The organism is Streptomyces sp. NPDC126499 (assembly GCF_040302485.1).
Classification (GTDB): domain Bacteria; phylum Actinomycetota; class Actinomycetes; order Streptomycetales; family Streptomycetaceae; genus Streptomyces.
Map to the genome: position 1 here is coordinate 1 of NZ_JBEOUO010000005.1, position 19,487 is coordinate 19,487.

Below are 19,487 nucleotides of genomic sequence, written 5' to 3' on the forward strand. Positions count from 1 at the left end.
CTCCTGCCCACAGTCGTCACTCTTCCTCCCAGGAGTCCCCTGATGGACACCCCTCTCTCCACCATCGCCGTCGTCGGTCTCGGCCGGCCCGACGGCGGGCTCGCCGGTGGGTCCGGCAGCGGGTCCGGCGGCGGGTCCGGCGGCGGCCGGCCCGCAGGACGGCGCGTATGGCGGGCATGGGGCAGCATTCGCGTACGGCGGGTACGGCGGTTACGGGGCGTCCTGCGCGTACGGCGGGTCCTTCGGGTACGACGTGCACGACGGCTACGACGGCTACGACACGGAACCGGACGTCGACGAGCTCACCGATCTCCTCCAGGCCGTCCTGTGGTTGGAGCAGGTGCCCGGCACGGCGGGCCTTCTGCCGTCCTCGGCCGACGTCCAGCGCCGCCTGGAGCGGGCCCGGCTGCTGCAGCCGCTGCGGCTGCTGGTGCGGGACACCTTCCACGGCCGCTCGCGCGAACTCGACGCCCTGCGGGCGTACATCGCGCTGCCGACCGAGCCCGCCGAGCCGCCCGTGCTCCTGCACGGCATCGGCGGCATCGGCAAGAGCACCCTGCTCGCCCGCTTCCTGCTGGACGGTCTGCGCGAGGCCGCGCCGGACGGATTCCCCTTCGCCTACGTCGACTTCGCCCGCCCGACGCTCTCCCTGCACGAACCGGCGACGGTGATCGCCGAGGCGGCCCGCCAGCTCGGCATCCAGTATCCCGGCCGCCGCGCCGCTTTCGACGCCCTCGCCGACCGGTGCGGCGAGACGGCCGCCGCCCAGCGCGGCGAACGCGACCGGATCGACGAACTGTCCCGGCTCTCCGCCACCCGCGCCACCATGGGCCGCGCGTACTCGGCCGGGTTCCACGCCCGCGCCAGCGCCCGCGAACAGGAGCTGGCCCGCGAGCTCGCCACCCTGGTCGCCGAGGCGGTCGCCCCGCCTCCCGGCACGATGGAACCGCCGCTCGTGATCGCCCTCGACTCCTTCGAGGAGGCCCAGTACCGCGGTTCTCCCGTCCTCTCCCGCATGTGGGCGGTGTGGACGGCGCTGCGCGCCGCCTATCCCCGGCTGCGGTTCGTGGTCGCCGGGCGGGCCCCCATCGACCACCCGGCGCGGGTGCTCGCGCCGCGCACCATGGAGCTGACCGAGCTCGACGAGCAGGCCTCCGTCGACCTCCTCATGTCCTGCGGCGTCGACGACGAGCCGGTGGCGCGCACGCTGTACGGGCACGTCGGCGGCCATCCGCTCAGCCTGAAGCTCGCCGCGCGCACCGCGCTGGCCCTCGGCGAGGACACCGGCTCGCTCGGCGGGCTGCTGCACGACCTGACCTCGCGACGGCGGCTGCGGGGCAGCGTCGACCGGATGCTGATCCAGGGCACCCTCTACGAGCGGATCCTCCATCACATCGCCGACCCCGACGTGCGCGCCCTCGTCCAGGCCGGTCTGGCGCTGCGGGTCATCACCCCGGAGCTGGTCCGCGAGGTGCTCGCCGGGCCCGCCGGGGTGACGGTCACGCGGGACGCCGAGGCGGACCGGCTCTTCGGCATGCTGACGTCCCGGCTCGACCTGATGGAGTCGGCGGGCCCGCGCGCGATCCGCCACCGGCCCGACCTCCGGTCGATCATGCTGAGGCTGTCCGACAGCGCGCGGACCGATCTGATGCGGGCCGTGGACGGCCGGGCCGTGGCCTACTACGCGGCCCGCGACTCCGTACCGGACCGCGCCGAGGAGATCTACCACCGACTGCGGCTCGGCGACAACCCCCGTACCGTCGAGGCACGTTGGCGTCCCGGCGTGGAGCACCACCTGGCGGGCGCGGACCGGGACATGGCGCCCCGCTCGGCGGCGTTCCTGCTCGGCCGGATCGGCGGGCACGTGCCGGACCGGCTCATGGCGGAGGCCGATCAGGAGGACTGGGAGCGGATCGCCGCCCGCGAGGTGGAGGACCTGCTCACCCAGGGCTACCCGGAGGTGGCCGCGCGGCGGCTGGCCGAGCGGCAGCCGTGGACACCGTGCAGCAGGCTGCACGCCCTGCTCGTGGAGACCCTGGCCCGCTCCGGACGGGGCGCGGACGCCCGTGAGACCGCCGAGCGGGCCGTGGACCGGGCGGAGGAGGCCGGGTGCGCGGAGACCCGTCTCGAACTGCTGCAACTGTCCGCGCGCCTCGCGCAGGACGCGGGCGACTTCACCGACGCCGACCGCGCCCTGAAGGAGGCCGAGGCGGTGGCGGCGGGCCTCGGTCTGCCGTACGAGTCCCTCGGCGTCCTGGTGGCCCGGTCCCGGCTCGCGGCGGCCGCGCACGCGGACTCCGGCGAGACGGACGCCCGGCTCGCCCGCAGCCTGCGCGGCCTGCCCGACGAGGCACTGGCCCGCCAGCCCGCCCTGGCCCGCGCCGCCGCCGTCTCGGCCAGCCGGGTGGACCCGCCGGCCCTGGCGCGCACCCTGCGGCTCGTGGGGCTGCCCGGTGACGACGAGGCCGTGGTGGCGGCGCTCGCCCGCTGGATCGAGACGGCGATGACGGACGAACCACGGCTGCGCGAACCACTGGCCCGCATCCTGGCCTCGGCCGCGGCGGGCGCCCGACCGTCGAGCCCGCCCGCTCCGTCGGCACTGTCCGGGCCGCCGGTGCTGTCCGGGCCGTACGGGGACGACTCCTACGGGAGCGACCCGTACGGGAGAGGCCCCGCCGAGATCGGCCCGCACGGAAGTGGCCCTGCCGAGATCGGTCCGTACGGGAGCGACCCGTACCGGGGCGGCCTGCACCACTCCCCCGTCGAGGAGGCGCTGTGGGAGGCCCGGCGGCACGGCACCCTGGACAGTCTGGCGTGGCGGGCGCTGACATTGAGCGACCGCAGCGGTGATCTGCTGCGCGGGGTGGCCGAGGCGGTCGACGCCGGCCGGTCCGGGGCAGGAGGGCGCCCCTGGTACCGGCCGGTGCCCGGCGGCACGGACCTGGTGGGGGTGACTCCGCCGCCCGACCAGGCCGAGGCGGCATGGCGGGACGAGCCCTATCTGACCGCCGAGGAGCTGCTCGCGGTGGAGACCGCGGCCATGGAGGCGGGTCTGGCCGACCGGGAGCTGCGGGGCCGGCTCTTCGCGGGCGTCAAGGACCACTTCCGGGCGGCGCTGCCGCCGCAGCCGACCCCGTTCGCGCAGGTCCGGTCCGATCTGCGGACCATGAACCGGGTCGAGCGGCTGATGGAGGGCGAGGTGCCGCTGGAGCTGTGGCTCCGCAACGCCATCCGCCTGGCCGCGGAGCCGGGGCCGGTCGCCGTCTTCCAGCGGGCGCTCGACCATGTGGTACGGGACGCGGCGGGCGAGCCGGAGCTTCCGGCGGAGTTCCTGTCCGCCGAGTTCAAGGAGGAGATCGTCGTACGGGACGACATGATGCCCTTCGAGTTCCTGCACGAGGGCTTCCTCGCCGGCGGGGCCGTCGCCCGGCTCACCGTGCCACCGTACGAGTCGGGCAGGCCGCTGCGCCCCGCCTATCCGCACGCGGGCACCGGCTGGCTGATCGCCCCCGGCCTCCTCGTCACCAACCACCATGTGGTGAACGCCCGCAACGGCATCGGCGGCGGCCGGAAACGGGTCGCGGAGGAGGACCTCCAGCTCCAGGTGCGCAACTCGCGCTCGCGCTTCGACTACGGGGCCGACCAGGCCGAGACGGAGGAGGCGACCGCATCGGGGCTCGTCGCCTGGGACGAGGAACTCGACTACGCGGTCCTGCGCCTGACGGAGGCTCAGCCCGAGCGGCAGGTGCTGCGGGTGGCGACCTCACCGTTCGAGATCCCCGGCACCGACGCCCCGGCCGTGAACATCATCCAGCACCCCAAGGGCATGCCGAAGCGGGTGGCGTTGCGCAACAACACGGTCTACCAGGCGGACGAGAAGAACCTGGCCTACTTCACCGACACCCAGGGCGGCTCCTCCGGCTCCCCCGTCTTCACCGACCGGTGGACGGTGGTCGCGCTGCACCGCGGCGCCCGCCGGATCAGCGGCGTCGAGTACCGGGGCAGGACGAGCGCGGTCGTCAACGTCGGCACCCAGATGAGCCGGATCCTGGCCCATCTGCGGGGGAACCGACCCGAGTTGTACGAGGAGATCATGGCGGCGCAGACGGCGCTGCCGCCGGAACCGGACCTTTGAGACAGCACCATGTGAGAGGTGACGGGAGATGCCGTACGGATCACGGAGGGGCTCGCACAGCGGGTCACCGGTCGCGACCGGCCCCGAGCAGGTCTTCGGCGATCTGGGCGAGGTGGCCGCCCGGGTCCGGGCCCGGCTCGAAGAGGAGCTGGAGATCCAGGAGTCCGCCCTGGAACTTCCGCCCGGTGCCGCCCCGGCCGCCGAGATCGGGCGCTTCGCGCAGGAGGAGCGGGCCCGGGTCCTGGAGGCGGGCGTCTTCGGCCTGGAGAAGCTGGCGCGCGGCCGGTCGGACGAGATCGACGAGGACGAGTACTTCGGGGTGGAGGCGATCGTCCTCCTGGAGGGGCGGCCCGCGATCCTGGTGCAGGGGCAGGACTTCGCACCGCAGCCGGGCGACTGGTCGGTGCTCGACGCCGAACGGGCCGCGATCCGCGAGTCGATCGCCCGGGTGGGCCGGGTCGAGGTCACCGGCCACCCGAACCTGGACTGGGTGGGGACGGCCTTCCTCGTGGGCCCTGACACGGTGATGACCAACCGGCACGTGGCCGTCGAGTTCAGCCGCGCCGAGGACGCCGGCTGGGCCTTCCAGCAGGGCATGACGGCCCGCGTCGACCCCGGCGAGGAGCTGCCCCCGCACCCCGCGCCCGGCCCGGTGCCGGCCACCGGCCCCCTTCCGTACGAGATCACCGAGGTGATCGGCGTGCATCCGGACGTCGACCTGGCCCTGCTGCGGATCGCCCCGCCCGACGGCGAGCCGCTGCCCACGCCGCTCGCCGTCGCGGCCGACGCGCCGGCGGAGCTGTCCGGCCGGCCGGTGTACGTCGTCGGCTACCCGGCCTGGGACGGGCGCCGCAACGAGCCGGAGTCCATGCGGCGGATCTTCATGGACGTCTACAACGTGAAGCGCCTGCAGCCGGGCACGGCCACCGAGTTCACGCCCGGCGGCCTGGTCATGCGGCACGACTGCTCGACCCTCGGCGGGAACAGCGGCTCCCCCGTCTTCGACCTCACCGACCACCGGGTCCTCGGTCTCCACTTCGGCGGGCGGTACCGGATGGGGAACGTGGCCGTGGCGCTGTGGGAGCTCCTGGAGGACCCGCTGCTGGCGAAGGCGAACGTCAACTGGGTGTGACGGCAGCGGCCGGGCAGCGGCCCGGCGGCAGGGGCGTGCGCTACGCGTCGCCGAGGAGCCCGAAGACCGGGAGGAGACCGTGCGGCCGCCGGTCGACGGGCAGGGGCTCGACGAAGTGGACCCGGGCGCCGAGGGCCTCGGCGCCGCCGTCGACCGTGCGGTCGTCGCCGACCATCAGGGTCTCGGCCGGGGCGAGGCCGAGGCCCTCGCAGGCGAAGCGGAAGATGCCCGGGTCCGGTTTCTGGACTCCGAGCTCGCAGGAGAGGGCGTAGACGTCGACCCACTCGTCGAGGCCGTGGGCCCGGAAGACGGGGCGCAGGTCCCAGCCGACGTTGCTGACGACGGCCACCCGGACGCCGCCGCGGCTCAGTTCGCCGAGGGTACGGGCGGCGTCGGGGTAGGGGCGCCAGGCCTCGGGGGTCTTGTGGCGCTCGTAGAGGGCCTGGCACAGCTCCGGTTCGGTCACGCCGGCCTCGTGCATGAGGGCCGTGTACACGGCGCGGTGCCGTTCGGCGTCGAGGTCGCGCTCGGCCCACAGCGCCTTCAGCCGGCCGGGCATCCGTCGCGGGTGCGAGCCGCCGGGCATCGCGCCGTGGAAGGCGAGCCGTTCCACGGCGCGGGCGAACTCGTCGCCGGCCAGCCGGATGCCGGTCGCGGCGAGTGCCGCGTCCAGCCAGTGGGCGACGGGCTCGATGCGCAGCAGGGTCCCGGAGAAGTCGAACATGACGCCTTTGATCACCCTCAGATCGTACGAACGGCCGCGCGGGAACTCCAGGACCCCCGCACGGAACATACCTCCGGGGGTATGAGCGAGGGAGGTCCAGCCGGGAGAAGACGCGGGGTGGGGAGGCCGAGGCGGACGGACGGACGCGAGGAAGGGCGGACGGGCGGACGGGCGGACGGGCAACCGGGTGGACGACCGGGGAAGCGTCGGACCGGACGAGACAGCCTGTCGCGGTCCGTGGCGATCGAGGTGACGCGTGCCAGGGTCGGCCCGGACCACGGTGATTTGCCGGTCCCCCGGGACGGTGCGCTAATGAAATCCCCTGGTACTGCACGTGCCACCAGCGACATGGGAGCAGGCATGACCGACGGTCCCGAGCCCATCAGTGCCGACGCCCTCCGGGCCCTTCGGGAGGAGCTGGCCGAGCTGCGCGCCGAACGCGACGCGGCGGCCGCGACGCTGGGGGACGACGACACGGTCGGCGACGACGCCGACGCGGCGGACGAGCTGCGGCGGGCCTCGGACGTCGCCCGGCTCGACCGGCGCATCGCCGCGATCGAGGGCCGGGTCCGCGAGGCGGGCCTCGCGGGTGCGCCGCCCACGGACAGGGTGGGCGTGGGCAGCACCGTCACCGTGCGCTTCGAGGACGGCGGCGAGTCGACCGTCCACATCGGCGAGCTCGCCGACGCGGACGACCCGGCCCTGGTGACCTCCGACAGCCCGCTCGGCACCGCCCTGATGGGCCGACGGGCCGGCGACACGGTCAGCTACCGGACGCCCGGCGGCCCGATGTCCGCGACCGTGGTCTCCCTCGGCGACTGAGGCTCCCGGAGGCCGACCCGGCGCGCCGGACGGCGGAGCGGATCACGCTCCTGGCGGCACGCCCGCCGACGGCCCGGTGACGGTACGAGGTGGGACGCCAGGTGCTGGTACGGCACATGCCCGGTGACGGTACGGGGTGGGACGCCCGGTGACGGCGGCGCATGCCCCGTGACGGTACGGCGTGGCGTGCCCGGTGGTGGTACGGGGCGGGACGCCTGGTGGTGGTACGGGGCGGGTCCGCGGGCGCCGGCCCCGGCGGGGCCCGCCGGCCTCGTCCTCGTACGCCCGGACCCCGGTTGCGGGGCTCATGGGCCGGGGTTTGAGTGGGAAGGCCCCCCACTCGTTCAGGAGCTCCAGATGTCGATGGCGTTCGGTTCCCCCTTCGGTCCCTCCGATCCGTTCAGCGAGCTGTTCAACCGGTTCTTCGGCATGTCCCCCGCCTCCTCGCCCCCGGCCGTGCAGCGCGTGCCCATCGGGCGGCTCCTGACGGAGTCGTCCCATGAGCTGCTCCGCCTCGCGGCGCGCAAGGCCGAGGAGGACGGCACGACGGACCTCGACACCGAACACCTGCTGTGGGCGGCCACGCAGGTGGAGCCTTCGCGCAGGATCCTCGCCGAGGCGGAGGTGAGCCCCGACAAGCTCGCCGAGCAGATCGCCACGGTGCTCCCCCGCGAGTCCGGCGAGCCGTCGTCCGAGCCCGGCCTCACCCCGGCCGCCAAGCGGACCCTGGCGCTCGCGCATGCCCGTTCGCAGGCCGGCGGCGGGTCGTACATCGGTCCGGAGCACATCCTGGGCGCGCTCCTGGGCGACCCGGACTCGGGTGCCTCGCGTTTTCTGCGCTCCGAGGGCGTCGACGCGCGGAAGCTCGACGGGCTCGCGGACCGGGCGGCCCGCACGGAGAGCGCTCCCGCCGCGCCGAAGGAACCGGCCACGACCCTGGACGAGTTCGGCCGGGACCTGACCGAGGAGGCCAGGGCGGGCAGGCTCGACCCGGTCGTCGGACGGGCCGAGGAGATCGAGCAGACCGTGGAGATCCTCTCCCGGCGCTCCAAGAACAACCCGGTGCTCATCGGCGAGCCCGGCGTCGGCAAGACGGCGATCGTCGAGGGCCTGGCCCAGCGGATCGTCGCGGGCGAGGTCCCCGACACCCTGAAGGACAAGCGGGTCGTCTCGCTCGACCTGTCCGGCATGGTGGCGGGAGCGCAGTACCGCGGCCAGTTCGAGGAACGGCTGAAAAAGGTCATCGAGGACGTCCGGAAGGCCGAGGGCGAGATCGTCCTCTTCATCGACGAGCTCCACACGGTCGTCGGCGCGGGCGCGACCGGCGAGGGCTCGATGGACGCCGGCAACATGCTCAAGCCCGCCCTGGCGCGCGGTGAACTGCACGTGGTCGGCGCGACCACGATCGACGAGTACCGCAAGCACGTCGAGAAGGACGCCGCACTCGAACGCCGCTTCCAGCCCGTCCTCATCCCGGAGCCGACCGTCGAGGAGACCGTGCAGATCCTCGAAGGGTTGCGGGACGCCTACGAGGCCCATCACCAGGTCCGGTTCGCCGACGGGGCCCTCGCGGCCGCCGCCGAGCTGTCCGACCGCTACATCAGCGACCGCTTCCTGCCCGACAAGGCCATCGACCTGATGGACCAGGCCGGCGCCCGAGTACGGCTCCGCAGCACCGGCCGGTCCACCGAGGTCGTCGAGCGCGAGGACCGGCTCGCCAAGCTGCGCCGCGAGAAGGACCAGGCCGTCGCGGGCGAGGAGTTCGAGAAGGCGTCGGAGCTGAAGCGACGGATCGCGGAGGTGGAGGCCGAACTCGCCGGCATCGAGGAGCGGCGCGAGGGCGTCGTCTCGGTCACGGCCGCCGACATCGCGGACATCGTCTCCCGTCGTACCGGAATCCCCGTCGCGCAGCTCACCACCAGCGAGAAGGAACGTCTTCTCCGCCTGGAGGAGGAGATGCACGCCCGGATCGTCGGCCAGGACGAGGCGGTCAGCGCGGTCTCCGAGGCGGTGCGCCGCAACCGCGCCGGCATGGGGGACCCCAACCGGCCCGTCGGTTCCTTCCTCTTCCTCGGCCCCACCGGCGTCGGCAAGACCGAACTGGCCAAGACCCTGGCCGAGCTGCTCTTCGGTGACGAGAACCGGATGATCCGGTTCGACATGAGCGAGTTCCAGGAGAAGCACACGGTCGCCCGGCTGGTCGGAGCGCCTCCCGGGTACGTCGGCTACGAGGAGGCCGGCCAGCTCACCGAGAAGGTCCGCCGCCGGCCGTACAGCGTGGTGCTGTTCGACGAGGTGGAGAAGGCGCACCCGGACGTCTTCAACACCCTTCTGCAGATCCTGGACGACGGGCGGCTGACGGACGGCCAGGGCCGCACGGTGGACTTCCGCCACTGCGTCGTCATCATGACGTCGAACATCGGCGCCCACCGCATCCTCGCCCACCGGGGTGACGCGGCCGAGCTGAAGGACGAGCTGATGGAGGACCTGCGGGGCCGGTTCCTGCCCGAGTTCCTCAACCGCATCGACGACATCATCGTCTTCCACAGCCTCACCGAGCAGGACCTGTCGGAGATCGTCGAACACCTCCTGGACCGCAGCAGACACCGCGTCCACGCCCAGGGGCTGAAGCTGGAGGTCACCGAGGCGGCGAAGAAGCTGCTCGTCGCCCACGGCTACCAGCCGGAGTTCGGTGCCCGTCCGTTGCGCCGCACCATCCAGGCCGAATTGGACAACCGGATCGCCTCGCTGCTGCTCGGCGGGGAGGCCAACCCCGGCGACACCATCGTCGCCGACGTGATCGAGGACTCCCTGCACTGCACGATCCGCCGCGCCGCCGAGGGGATTCCGTCGGAGGGTCTGGGGTAGACGCGCGACGAACGCACGTGGAGACGTACGGAACGCGGGCGGGAGCGCACAACGGGCACGCGGACACGTGGACACAACGGCACGAGGGCACGAGGGCACGAGGAGGAGGACGTGGTTCCGAAGGCCGCGCTGAGCGAGTACCACCGGCGCCGGGACTTCTCCCGGACCGCCGAGCCGAAGGGCGGAGGGACGTCCGCCGCGCCGGGTGCGCGGCCGTCGTTCGTGGTGCAGATCCACGACGCGACCGCGATGCACTTCGACTTCCGGCTCGAAGTGGACGGGGTGCTGAAGTCCTGGGCGGTCCCCAAGGGACCGTCGGCCGATCCGCACGACAAGCGCCTCGCGATGCCGACCGAGGACCATCCGCTGGAGTACCGCGACTTCGAAGGGGTGATCGCCCCCGGCGAGTACGGGGCGGGCACGGTCATCGTCTGGGACGAGGGCACCTACCGGAACCTGTCCGAGGACCGCTCCGGCCGCGAGATCCCCTTCGCCGAGGCCCTCGACCGGGGGCACGCCTCCTTCTGGCTGGACGGGCACAAGCTGCACGGCGGCTACGCCCTGACCCGTATCCGCGACGGCTCCGGCGGGGAGCGGGAGGCGTGGCTGCTGGTGAAGCGGGCCGACGGGCGCGCCCATGAGGGCGACGGCGGCACCGATCCACGCCGGGCCCGGTCCGCCCGCACCGGCCGCACCCTCGGCCAGGTGGCGGGGGACGCCTCGTGACGGCGGCCCGGAGCGGGGCGAAGGAGATCCGGGTCGGCCGGCACACCGTGGAGGTCGGCCGTCCGGAGAAGGTCCTCTTTCCGGCCGACGGCATCACCAAGGCCGATCTGGCCGACTACTACCGGCGGGTGGCCGCCCGGATGCTGCCGCATCTGCGCGGCCGCCCGCTGATGCTCGAACAGCGTCCCGACGGCATCGACGACCCCGGCTTCATGCGGAAGGACGTCCCCGGCCACTTCCCCGACTGGCTGGCCCGGGTGGAGCTGCCCAAGGAGGACGGGACCGTCACCTACGCGCTGTGCGAGGACGCGGCCTCCCTGGTCTATCTGGCAAGTCAGGCGTGTGTCACCCCGCACCGCTGGCTCTCCCGCGCCGACCGGCCCGACCACCCCGACCGGCTGGTGTTCGACCTGGATCCGCCCGGCGACGACTTCGACGCCGTCCGCCGGACGGCGCGGCGGCTGCGCGTGCTCCTCGACGAGCTGGAGCTGCCCTCGCTGCCGATGTCGACCGGCTCGCGCGGCCTGCACGTGGTGGTGCCGCTGCTGCGCCGGGACTCCTTCGACGACGTACGGGCCTTCGCCCGGGAGGCGGCGGACCTGCTGGCCGACCGGTACCCGGACGAGCTGACGACGGCGGCTCGCAAACGGGACCGCCGCGGGCGGCTCTACCTGGACGTCCAGCGCAACGGGTACGCCCAGACCGCCGTCGCCCCCTACGCCGTCCGGGCCCGCCCCGGCGCCCCCGTCGCGGCGCCGCTGGCCTGGGACGATCTGGACGATCCCGACCTGACCGCCCGCCGCTGGACCCTGCCGGACGCGGACCAGCTCCTCGCCCGCGACCCGTGGCGTGACCCACCGCGCGGCCGCTCCCTCGCGGCGGCGCGGCGCCGGCTCGCCGCCCTGCGGTCGGACCGGTGACCTTTGCCGTAGGCCGGGCGCGTACCCGACCCCAGCCGTTATCTCGGCCCAGGAGAGTGGTGGGACCGGACGGTGAAGGCTTGGTGACTCAGACTCCGATCCGTGTCCAGGTGTCGCCGGCGCGGAGCCAGAGGAAGCCGTCGCGCCCTTGGGCGCAGCGCATCACGACAGGACCGGGGAGTCGCAGCTTCTCCTGGGCGGTGATCACCCAGGCATCACCGACGAGCTCCGCGCGGCTCAGCTCGACGTCGGGGCGGTTGTGGAACCGGTGGCTGAGGATCATCCGGGTGCCGCGGACGGCGATGCCGTCGGTGTCTTTCACAGGGTTGCGGTAGTTGCTGACGTCACCGGTGGCGGGGTCCACTCGGGACAGGAAGGCACCCTCGTGGCTGTACCAGGCGAGCCAGGCCACGGCCTCCTCGGTGGCGCCTGCGCTTCCACCAAGGGGCCATACCGGTAGCCGTCCTTGAGGGCTCCAGGTGTGGATGCCGTCGGTGTCCCAGCGGGCCAGGCCGGCACTGGTCTCCGGGTGGTCCCCGTAGATGCCCTCGTCACCGTAGGAGGTCCAGATGCCGCCGTCGCGGTCCGTGACGATGTAGTCGATGTCGTCACCGATACAGAGGTGACTCACCGGGTGCCCCCCAGGGGAGTACACCACCGCGTTCCTCTCCCAGCTCCCGTCCCGGTCCCGCCTTGTACGGCCTGATGCCAGCAGAAAACGTGACCACGAAAGCAGGGCCAGGTGGCTCGTCCCCGGGCTTATGCCGGTGACACGGATGCGGTGTTCCGCTCCGTCCGAGATCACGACCAGTATGCCGTCACACGGAGCCGTCACACTCCATCCGACCCAACCCTTGACGTACGGGGAACGACGCAGGTGCCGTTCCTGAACCAGCACCACCGCAAGTTCGCTACCCGGTCCGACGCTCCACCACAGGGCCCGCCAGCCGGCCCGGGCATCCTCAGGGGGCAAGCTCCACACGACCGGCGGTTCGCCACGTGCCATCGACATTCACCTTTGGGACTCCAGGGCACAGCGGCACCCGAAGACGCGCACGTTACCGGACGGCGACTGTAGCCCTTCGACCGACCCCTGGCCCGGAGCGTTTCTCTTTGATGGGTCGGTCGGTTGACGGGCGTGTCCGTCCGATCGCTGGTTACCGATGCGATGCGGACACGCGCCGGGGCCGGACCCGTCCTCGGACGGGGCCGGCCCCGGGGTTCGTCGGTCGTGGGGAGGTCAGACGCGGTCCGCCGCGATCAGGAGGTACTGGAAGGAGCCGTCCTTGTACGACTCGATGAACGCCTCCTCGATGCCGGTGACCAGGGAGGAGGTGGCCCGCAGCTCCCAGTACGGGAGGGTGTCGGCGGTCAGGTCGATCACCGCCTGCGGCACGAGGCGGTTGTCGGCCATCGCGCGCAGGTATTCGCGGCGGGAGTGGATGTTGCACTCGAAGTGGGCGTTGATCTGGGAGACCCACTTCGAGGGCTGCCCGTACTTCGGGTTCCAGCAGCCGGTGATGGTGACGTAACGGCCGCCGACGGCGAGGACCCGGGAGTGCTCGGCGAAGAGGTCGTGCAGGTCCACGTACATGCTGGACTCGTTGTTCCACGAGCCGGCCATCTGCCCCGTCTCGAACGGGGTGTCGAGCATGTTGCACACCCGGGCGCGGACGTGGTCCTCGATGCCGAGTTCCCGGGCCCGCCCGTTGGCGAAGTCGGCCTGCTTCGCGGACAGGGTGACGCCCTCCACCGTGCAGCCGAAGCGCTGGTGGGCCATGACCATCGAGCCGCCGCGGCCGCAGCCCGCGTCCATCAGCGTGTCGTCGCGCCCGATCGGGCCGAGGTGGTCGAGCAGGATCTCGGCCTGCGCCGACTCCAGACGGTGGAGCTCGGCGATCAGCTTCTTCTCGTACTCGCTGTCCTCGGGGTCCCCCAGAGCGGCGTGGTCGACGGCGCCGACGCCGTAGTGGTGGTGGTAGAGCCCGTCGACATCGCCGAGGCGCAGGTTCACGGGCCTGGCCTCGTTGTTCCAGTAGCGGGCGATGTCCCCCTGGTAGGGCGTCGCGGGCGACGGGACGAACGCGGAGGCGTTGTCGGCGGTGGTGAACTCGGTGCTGGTCACAGATAAGGGTCCGTTTCTTACCAGAAGTCGGGCAGGCTGTAGCGGTAGGTGTTGGTCTGGTGCCAGTAGTGGTTGCCGTCGACCCACACGGCCACGCCCTTCAGGAAGCGCAGCACGGTCGGTACGGGGCAGGTGGCGGCCAGTTCGGCGGCCTCGGCCTCGAAGGCGTGCATCAGGTCGTTGTGGACCTCGACGGCCTTCAGATAGGCCTCCTTGTCGGAGAGGCCCTCGCGTTCGGCGATCACCACGGGCAGGTTGAGGTGCTTGCCGGGGCTGTTGAGCTCCTTGGTGTAGGAGTACAGGTCGTTGACGATGGTGGTCGCGTTCCCGGCGAGCGCGATGACCCGCTGCATGGCGGGCTGGGCGTGCAGGTCCGCCGGCAGTTCGTAGCCGCCGACGGTGTCGGTGATGGTCGGGCAGGGGCGGAAGTTGTTGAACTGGCGCATCGCCAGGTACTCCCACACCTCGGGTACGTGGCCGGTCTCGGCCCAGGCGGCCTCGGCGAGATAGCCCATGTGCAGCCGGGCCATGTCGTGCCGGTAGCGGTCCGCCTGGGAGGCGGTGGCCGACTGGACGAAGTACGCCATGGCGGAGCGGTAGGCGCGCCGCGGGGCGTCCGAGCCGAGCGACTCGGCCCAGCCGGGGGCGTACTCCGGGGTGGTGTGCAGCGGGTCGAGGGCCGTGTGGGCGAGCAGGAGCCGGCTGCCGAGGCCGATCGGGGAGCCGCCGTGGTCCTCGCAGTAGCAGTCGTCGACGGCGTTCTCGGCCACCATCAGGCGGGTGGCGATCATCAGGTGGTCGACCGTCGGGGCGTCCGGGTGGCAGGCGACCATGTAGCGCCCGACGGAGAAGCCGTCGAACTCGCCTTCCCACTCGTCGGGGAAGAGGTCGACCTCGTCGACCGCCCAGTCCTTGATCCGGCGGCTGACCTCCGCCACCCGGGCCTGGTCGGGCTCCGGGATCGGGTGGTGGTAGAGGCCGGGGATCGGGGTGCCCTCCGCCGGGGCGGGGGCCTGCGGCGGGGCGGGCGGCTCGGGCCGCCGGGCCAGGGAGAGTGCCGTGGTCCCGAGCCCGCTCGGTCCGCGCAGGATCCGTGCGAGCTCGGGGTGGGGCGGTGCGGGTGCGGCGGCGGGTGCGGCCGGCTCGGAGGGTGCGGCCGTCCCGGCGGGCGGGAACGGGAGGGCCGGCGCGCCGGGCAGCGACGGCCGTGCGGGCGGGGCGGACGAGGAAGGGGAGGGCGGGCTCGACTGCACAGGGGAAAGCCCGGGATCGGGCATCCGTGGCTCCTTGCTGGGGTGAGTGGGCCGTCCCGGCCCGGGGAAGCCCGGCGCGGCCCTCGGAAGGTTCCTCGACGGGCGTACTAGTCGCGCCTGCGGGCGATCTGCACGTTCTCCAGCACACCGAGCGCGTCGGGGACGAGGACGGCGGCGGAGTAGTACGTGGTGACCAGGTACGAGATGATCGCCTGCTCGCTGATGCCCATGAAGCGCACCGAGAGGCCCGGCTCGTACTCCTCCGGCAGTCCGGTCTGGCGCAGCCCGATGACGCCCTGGTTGTCCTCGCCGGTACGCATGGCGATGACGGAGCTGGTCTGCTCCTTGCTGATCGGGATCTTGTTGCAGGGCAGGATCGGGACGCCGCGCCAGGCCGGGACGAGCTGGCCGCCGAGGTCGACGTGGTCGGGGTAGAGCCCGCGGGCGTTGAACTCGCGTCCGATGGCGGCGATCGTCTTGGGGTGGGCGAAGAGGAACTTGGTGCCGCGGCGGCGGCAGAGCAGTTCATCGAGGTCGTCCGGGGTGGGCGGGCCCGAGTGGGTCTGGATCCGCTGCTTGAAGTCGGCGTTGTGGAGGAGGCCGAACTCGCGGTTGTTGACGAGCTCGTGCTCCTGGCGCTCGCGCAGTGCCTCGATGGTGAGCCGCAGCTGTTCCTCGGTCTGGTTGTGCGGCCCGTTGTAGAGGTCGGCGACGCGGGTGTGGACCTTGAGGACGGTCTGGGCGACGGAGAGCTCGTACTCGCGCGGATTGAGCTCGTAGTCCACGAAGGCGCCGGGCAGTTCGACCTCGCCGACGTGGCCGGCCGACATGGCGATCTCGGCCTCGCCGTGACGGTTCTGCCGCTGCTTCGGCAGGGAACTGAACGCCTGGATGTGGGCCTCGAGGGCGGGCGACTGGGCCATCACGGAGGCGAAGTCGGAGCGGGAGAGGGTGAGCAGGGTGCCGGGGGTCTCGGCGGTGGCGGTGTAGTCCCACGTGGCGTCGGCGTCCAGGAGGGCGTTCTCGCCGAACCGGTCGCCGTCGGCGAGGACGGCGACGGAGACCTCGTCCCCGTACTTGCCGGTGGAGGTCTGGTTGACGCGGCCGTGGGCGATGAGGTGGATCTGGTCGGCGGGGGCGCCGCGCTCGACGAGGACCTCGCCGGCGCGGAAGTCGCGCTGGACGCAGCGGCCGGCCAGGGCGGTGAACACCTCCTCGTCCTCGAAGCCGCGCAGCAGGGCCAGTTCGCCGAGCTCGCGGGGGATCACGCGGACGGCGGCGCCGTCCTGGACGAACTCGATGACCCCGTCTCCGACGGTGTAGGTGAGCCGGCGGTTCACCCGGTAGGTGCCGCCCTTCGTCTCCACCCAGGGGAGCGTGCGCAGCAGCCACCGGGAGGTGATCTCCTGCATCTGCGGGGCGGACTTGGTCGTGGTGGCGAGGTTCCGGGCAGCCGCGGTGCTCAGGCTGGACTGCTGCCGCGGCGGCTCCACCTGAGTCTCCGGACCGGTCTCAACGGTCATGGAACGAGCACTCCTTCGGAAGGCGGAAAAGCGGAAAACCCGATGCAATCACCGGGAATCCGGGCCAGACCGGCCAGATCGGCCAGATCCTGGGGAACAGTAACGCTCCGTGCGCACGGTGTGCCGCATGGGACCGGAGGCATTACCTCGATGCGGTGATCTTGTCCGTCGCGGGGTTTATCCCGGTGACCGACCACATTCGAGCCAGTCGCGCGAGGGCGCCCGGGCGGCGTTCCGTCGCCGCGCCCGAGCGCCCCATTGCCTTTCCTGTCACGCTTCGTGAGGTTTCACCGGCGGGGATGCGCAGCGTTCGCGCGGTGCTCCGGGGCCGCGTCGCGGCGGCGGAAACGCCGGTGTCGTCTTCGTGGGGAGAGGTTTCCGGCCACCGTCAGGGCCGGACGCGCTCCGTGGACGGTCGGGCCGTCGAGAGCGGCTCGGCGATGTCCTCCAGGGAGCGGCGTTCGGCGTTCACCGCCAGGAACACGGCGACGAGGCCGGCGACGCACATGAGGGTGGCGCCGACCTGGAAGGCGAGGACGGTGTCGGCGACCACGCCCGACTCGGTGAGGCCGGCGAAGATCAGGGGGCCGCTGATGCCGCCGGCCGCGGTGCCGAGGGCGTAGAAGAAGGCGATGGCCATGGCCCTGGTCTCCATGGGGAAGACCTCGGAGACGGTCAGGTAGGCGCTGGAGGCGCCGGTCGACGCGAAGAAGAGCACCGCGCACCAGCAGGCGGTGAGGGTCGCCGCCGACAGGGAGCCCCGGCCGAAGAGCCAGGCCGTGGCGAACAGCAGGAGGCCGGACAGCAGGTAGGTGGAGGAGATCATGACGCGGCGGCCGACGGTGTCGAAGAGCCGGCCGAGCAGCAGCGGGCCGACGAAGTTGCCGGCGGCGATGACGGCGAAGTAGTAGCCGGTGTGGCCGGTCGGCACGTCGTAGAAGGTGGTGAGGATGGCGCCGAAGCCGAAGGTGATCGCGTTGTACAGGAACGCCTGGCCGATGAAGAGCGACAGGCTGAGGACGGCGCGGCGCGGATAGCGGGCGAAGACGGTCTTCGCGATCTCGCCGAAGCCGACGCTCCTGCGCTGGTGGATGGTGATGTCACGGGCGGGCGGCGGGAGCTGTTCGCCCTTCTCGCGTTCGATCTCGCGCTCGACGGAGGAGACGAGCTGCTCCGCCTCCTCGCCGCGGCCGTGGATGAACTGCCAGCGTGGGCTTTCCGGTACGTGCCGGCGGACGAGCAGGATGACCAGGCCGAGGACCACGCCGAGGGCGAAGCTGAGCCGCCAGCCGAGGTTCTCGGGGAAGATGTCGGTGTCCAGCATGACGATGGACAGCAGGGCGCCGCCGATCGCGCCGAGCCAGTAGCTGCCGTTGATGATCAGGTCGACCCGGCCCCGGTAGAGGGACGGGATCAGTTCGTCGATGGCGGAGTTGATGGCCGCGTACTCGCCGCCGATGCCGAAGCCGGTGAGGAAGCGGAAGAGGAAGAACCACCAGACCTCGGTCGACAGCGCGGTCAGCGCGGTCGCGGCCAGATAGACCGCCAGGGTCACCATGAAGAGCCGTTTGCGGCCGTAGCGGTCGGTCAGCCATCCGAAGAACAGCGCCCCGGAGCAGGCTCCGGCGACGTACAGGGCGGCGGCGACGCCGGTGACCTGCGCGGAGGTGATGGCGAGTCCGCTGCCGTCCTCGGCGATGCGGCCGGCGACGTTGCCGACGATGGTGACTTCGAGACCGTCGAGGATCCAGACGGTGCCGAGGCCGATGACGATCATCCAGTGCCAGCGGGACCAGGGCAGCCGGTCCAGGCGCGCCGGTACGGCGGTGGTGACCGTGCCGGTCTCCGCGGGCACGGGCGCGGACGACGATGGGGCCGTCATGTCAGCATCTCCTCCTGCTTGTGGTTTCTCCTCGTCAGGCGGCGCCGCCACTGGCGCCGTCCACGGCGTTCGCGCCCGTGCCGGTCGAGCTCTTCCATCAGCCGCCGTCCCCGGTGCTCGGGGTCGAGCTCGTCCAGGACGCGGTCGACCTCGGTGAGCATCGCCCCGTACAGCTGCCAGCGGGCGGGCTCGCGCAGCGCGAGGGCGAGCAGCAGGCCGGCGGCCCGGTCCCGGCAGACGCGGGCGGCCCGCAGTTCGCCGGCGAGCCGTGTCTCGGCCGCCTCGGCCGCCTCGCTGCCGGACACGGTGACGAGGACGGCGAAGCTGACGAAGGCGTCGGCGGTGTGCTGGGCGGTCTCCTGCAGGGCGAGGGCGGTCGGGCGGGGCAGCAGGTCCCGGCCGGCGCGCTCCTTCGCCAGGTCGGTGATGGTGCGGGTCAGCACGCGCAGCACGACGGCGCAGATCTCCAGCGTGTCGAGGCCGGTGCGCAGCACGATGCGGTGCAGCAGCCCCTCCTTGACGCGCGGGTTGAACCGGAGGCTGTCCTCGGCGGTGCGCAGGGCGCCGTCGACGTCGGCGACGTCGTTGTCGAGCCGGCGTGCCTCGTGCAGCCGGGCCGCGGCCCGTTCGTACGGGGGTGCGCCGGTGAACTCCTCGGCCACGTCGAGCAGCAGTCGGCGCATCCGCCGGGCCAGGTCCTCGATGGACTCCCCGGCCGTGTCCACCCAGACGGGCGGCGCGAGCACCAGGTTGAAGAGCATGCCGACGACGGCGCCGATCAGGGTCTCCAGGACCCGGTCCCAGGCCGTGTGGGCCACCTGGGTGACGCCGAGCACGAGCATCGCGCTGATGGCGACCTCGGGGATGAACTCCTCCACCTTGACCAGCCGTCCGACGAGGAGGGAGGCCAGGATGACGAGGGCGAGGCTCCACCAGGAGAGGCCGACGAGCACGCTGAACGCGATGGCGATGAGCACGCCCACGACGACGGAGTTGACCCGGCGCAGGCTGGTGGTCAGGGTCGAGTAGAGCGTGACCTGGACGACGAGCAGCGCGGTCAGCGGCGCGGTCAGCGGCACCGGCTCGCTGCTGAGCCAGAGCGCGACGACGTACGACAGGGTCGCCGCCGCCGTGGACCGTACCGTCTGGACGGCGAACGGATCGCGCCGCAGCTTTCTCATCAGCTCGGTGTCCCGGGCACTCCGCCTTATGGGCTGCGTCACGTGCTCCCTCGCTTCGCCGTACGGTGTCCCGCCCGCCCGAGCGTGCCATCCCGCCCCCGTCGGCGCTCTTCCGGCACACCGGGCCCACGTCCGTGTGCCCTCCGAAGGGGGAGGGCACGTCACACGCCTGCCCCGCCCGGCGCGGTCCACGCCC

Annotated in this window: 13 protein-coding genes; 6 read left to right on the top strand and 7 right to left on the bottom strand. The window is 72.4% G+C overall.

The features are described from left to right. Positions 1–106: 106 nt before the first annotated feature. Positions 107–4,135, top strand: coding sequence for a trypsin-like peptidase domain-containing protein (locus ABTZ91_RS08640; protein WP_352076406.1), 4,029 nt, complete (start codon positions 107–109; stop codon positions 4,133–4,135). A 28-nt stretch (positions 4,136–4,163) separates the two neighbouring features. Then, positions 4,164–5,267, top strand: a complete 1,104-nt coding sequence (locus ABTZ91_RS08645; protein ID WP_352076407.1) for a serine protease — start codon at positions 4,164–4,166, stop codon at positions 5,265–5,267. A gap of 40 nt (positions 5,268–5,307) precedes the next feature. Here the strand turns inward: ABTZ91_RS08645 and ABTZ91_RS08650 are convergent, their stop codons facing one another. Next, entirely contained in the window at positions 5,308–6,060 is a 753-nt protein-coding gene (locus ABTZ91_RS08650; protein WP_352076408.1) for an HAD-IA family hydrolase, read from the bottom strand. Positions 6,061–6,351: 291 nt separating this feature from the next. Between ABTZ91_RS08650 and ABTZ91_RS08655 the strand changes: the two genes are divergently transcribed. The 4 genes from ABTZ91_RS08655 to ligD all read left to right on the top strand — a co-directional run bounded on the left by ABTZ91_RS08655 (position 6,352) and on the right by ligD (position 11,327). Beyond that, positions 6,352–6,813: a GreA/GreB family elongation factor gene (locus ABTZ91_RS08655; protein ID WP_352076409.1), complete on the top strand. Its 462-nt coding sequence runs from the start codon at positions 6,352–6,354 to the stop codon at positions 6,811–6,813. A 357-nt stretch (positions 6,814–7,170) separates the two neighbouring features. After that, the gene (locus ABTZ91_RS08660) at positions 7,171–9,681 is read left to right on the top strand and encodes an AAA family ATPase (RefSeq protein ID WP_352076410.1); all 2,511 of its coding nucleotides are present in this window, start codon (positions 7,171–7,173) and stop codon (positions 9,679–9,681) included. Between the two features lie 111 nt (positions 9,682–9,792). Further along, positions 9,793–10,407, top strand: a complete 615-nt coding sequence (locus ABTZ91_RS08665) for a DNA polymerase ligase N-terminal domain-containing protein (RefSeq protein ID WP_352076411.1) — start codon at positions 9,793–9,795, stop codon at positions 10,405–10,407. Next, positions 10,404–11,327, top strand: coding sequence for a non-homologous end-joining DNA ligase (gene ligD / locus ABTZ91_RS08670; RefSeq protein ID WP_352076412.1), 924 nt, complete (start codon positions 10,404–10,406; stop codon positions 11,325–11,327). Before ABTZ91_RS08665 ends, ligD begins: the two co-directional genes overlap by 4 nt. A gap of 88 nt (positions 11,328–11,415) precedes the next feature. On the opposite strand, the gene ABTZ91_RS08675 is transcribed toward ligD, so the two are convergent. From ABTZ91_RS08675 to ABTZ91_RS08700, 6 genes are all read right to left on the bottom strand, one after another. Beyond that, on the bottom strand, positions 11,416–11,958 hold the full coding sequence (locus tag ABTZ91_RS08675; protein ID WP_352076413.1) for a hypothetical protein: 543 nt from the start codon (positions 11,956–11,958) through the stop codon (positions 11,416–11,418). 609 nt (positions 11,959–12,567) lie between these two features. After that, a complete protein-coding gene (locus ABTZ91_RS08680) occupies positions 12,568–13,452 on the bottom strand; it encodes a geranyl diphosphate 2-C-methyltransferase (protein ID WP_352076414.1) in 885 nt (294 codons plus the stop codon). 17 nt (positions 13,453–13,469) lie between these two features. Then, the gene (locus ABTZ91_RS08685; RefSeq protein WP_352076415.1) at positions 13,470–14,729 is read right to left on the bottom strand and encodes a family 2 encapsulin nanocompartment cargo protein terpene cyclase; all 1,260 of its coding nucleotides are present in this window, start codon (positions 14,727–14,729) and stop codon (positions 13,470–13,472) included. An 83-nt stretch (positions 14,730–14,812) separates the two neighbouring features. Next, positions 14,813–16,228, bottom strand: coding sequence for a family 2B encapsulin nanocompartment shell protein (locus ABTZ91_RS08690; protein WP_352076416.1), 1,416 nt, complete (start codon positions 16,226–16,228; stop codon positions 14,813–14,815). A gap of 388 nt (positions 16,229–16,616) precedes the next feature. Then, positions 16,617–18,110, bottom strand: a complete 1,494-nt coding sequence (locus tag ABTZ91_RS08695) for an MFS transporter (RefSeq protein WP_352076417.1) — start codon at positions 18,108–18,110, stop codon at positions 16,617–16,619. Then, positions 18,107–19,291 carry an aromatic acid exporter family protein gene (locus ABTZ91_RS08700; protein WP_352076418.1) on the bottom strand — a complete coding sequence of 395 codons (1,185 nt, stop codon included), beginning with the start codon at positions 19,289–19,291 and terminating at the stop codon, positions 18,107–18,109. Before ABTZ91_RS08700 ends, ABTZ91_RS08695 begins: the two co-directional genes overlap by 4 nt. Positions 19,292–19,487: the final 196 nt, after the last annotated feature.

Excerpts from the sequence above, each read along its gene's own strand:
- ABTZ91_RS08650 (WP_352076408.1), bottom strand. The coding sequence starts at position 6,060 with ATGTTCCGTGCGGGGGTCCTGGAGTTCCCGCGCGGCCGTTCGTACGAT.
- ABTZ91_RS08700 (WP_352076418.1), bottom strand. The coding sequence starts at position 19,291 with ATGAGAAAGCTGCGGCGCGATCCGTTCGCCGTCCAGACGGTACGGTCC.
- ABTZ91_RS08645 (WP_352076407.1), top strand. The coding sequence starts at position 4,164 with ATGCCGTACGGATCACGGAGGGGCTCGCACAGCGGGTCACCGGTCGCG.
- ABTZ91_RS08685 (WP_352076415.1), bottom strand. The coding sequence starts at position 14,729 with ATGCCCGATCCCGGGCTTTCCCCTGTGCAGTCGAGCCCGCCCTCCCCT.
- ABTZ91_RS08660 (WP_352076410.1), top strand. The coding sequence starts at position 7,171 with ATGTCGATGGCGTTCGGTTCCCCCTTCGGTCCCTCCGATCCGTTCAGC.
- ABTZ91_RS08690 (WP_352076416.1), bottom strand. The coding sequence starts at position 16,228 with ATGACCGTTGAGACCGGTCCGGAGACTCAGGTGGAGCCGCCGCGGCAG.
- ABTZ91_RS08655 (WP_352076409.1), top strand. The coding sequence starts at position 6,352 with ATGACCGACGGTCCCGAGCCCATCAGTGCCGACGCCCTCCGGGCCCTT.
- ABTZ91_RS08695 (WP_352076417.1), bottom strand. The coding sequence starts at position 18,110 with ATGACGGCCCCATCGTCGTCCGCGCCCGTGCCCGCGGAGACCGGCACG.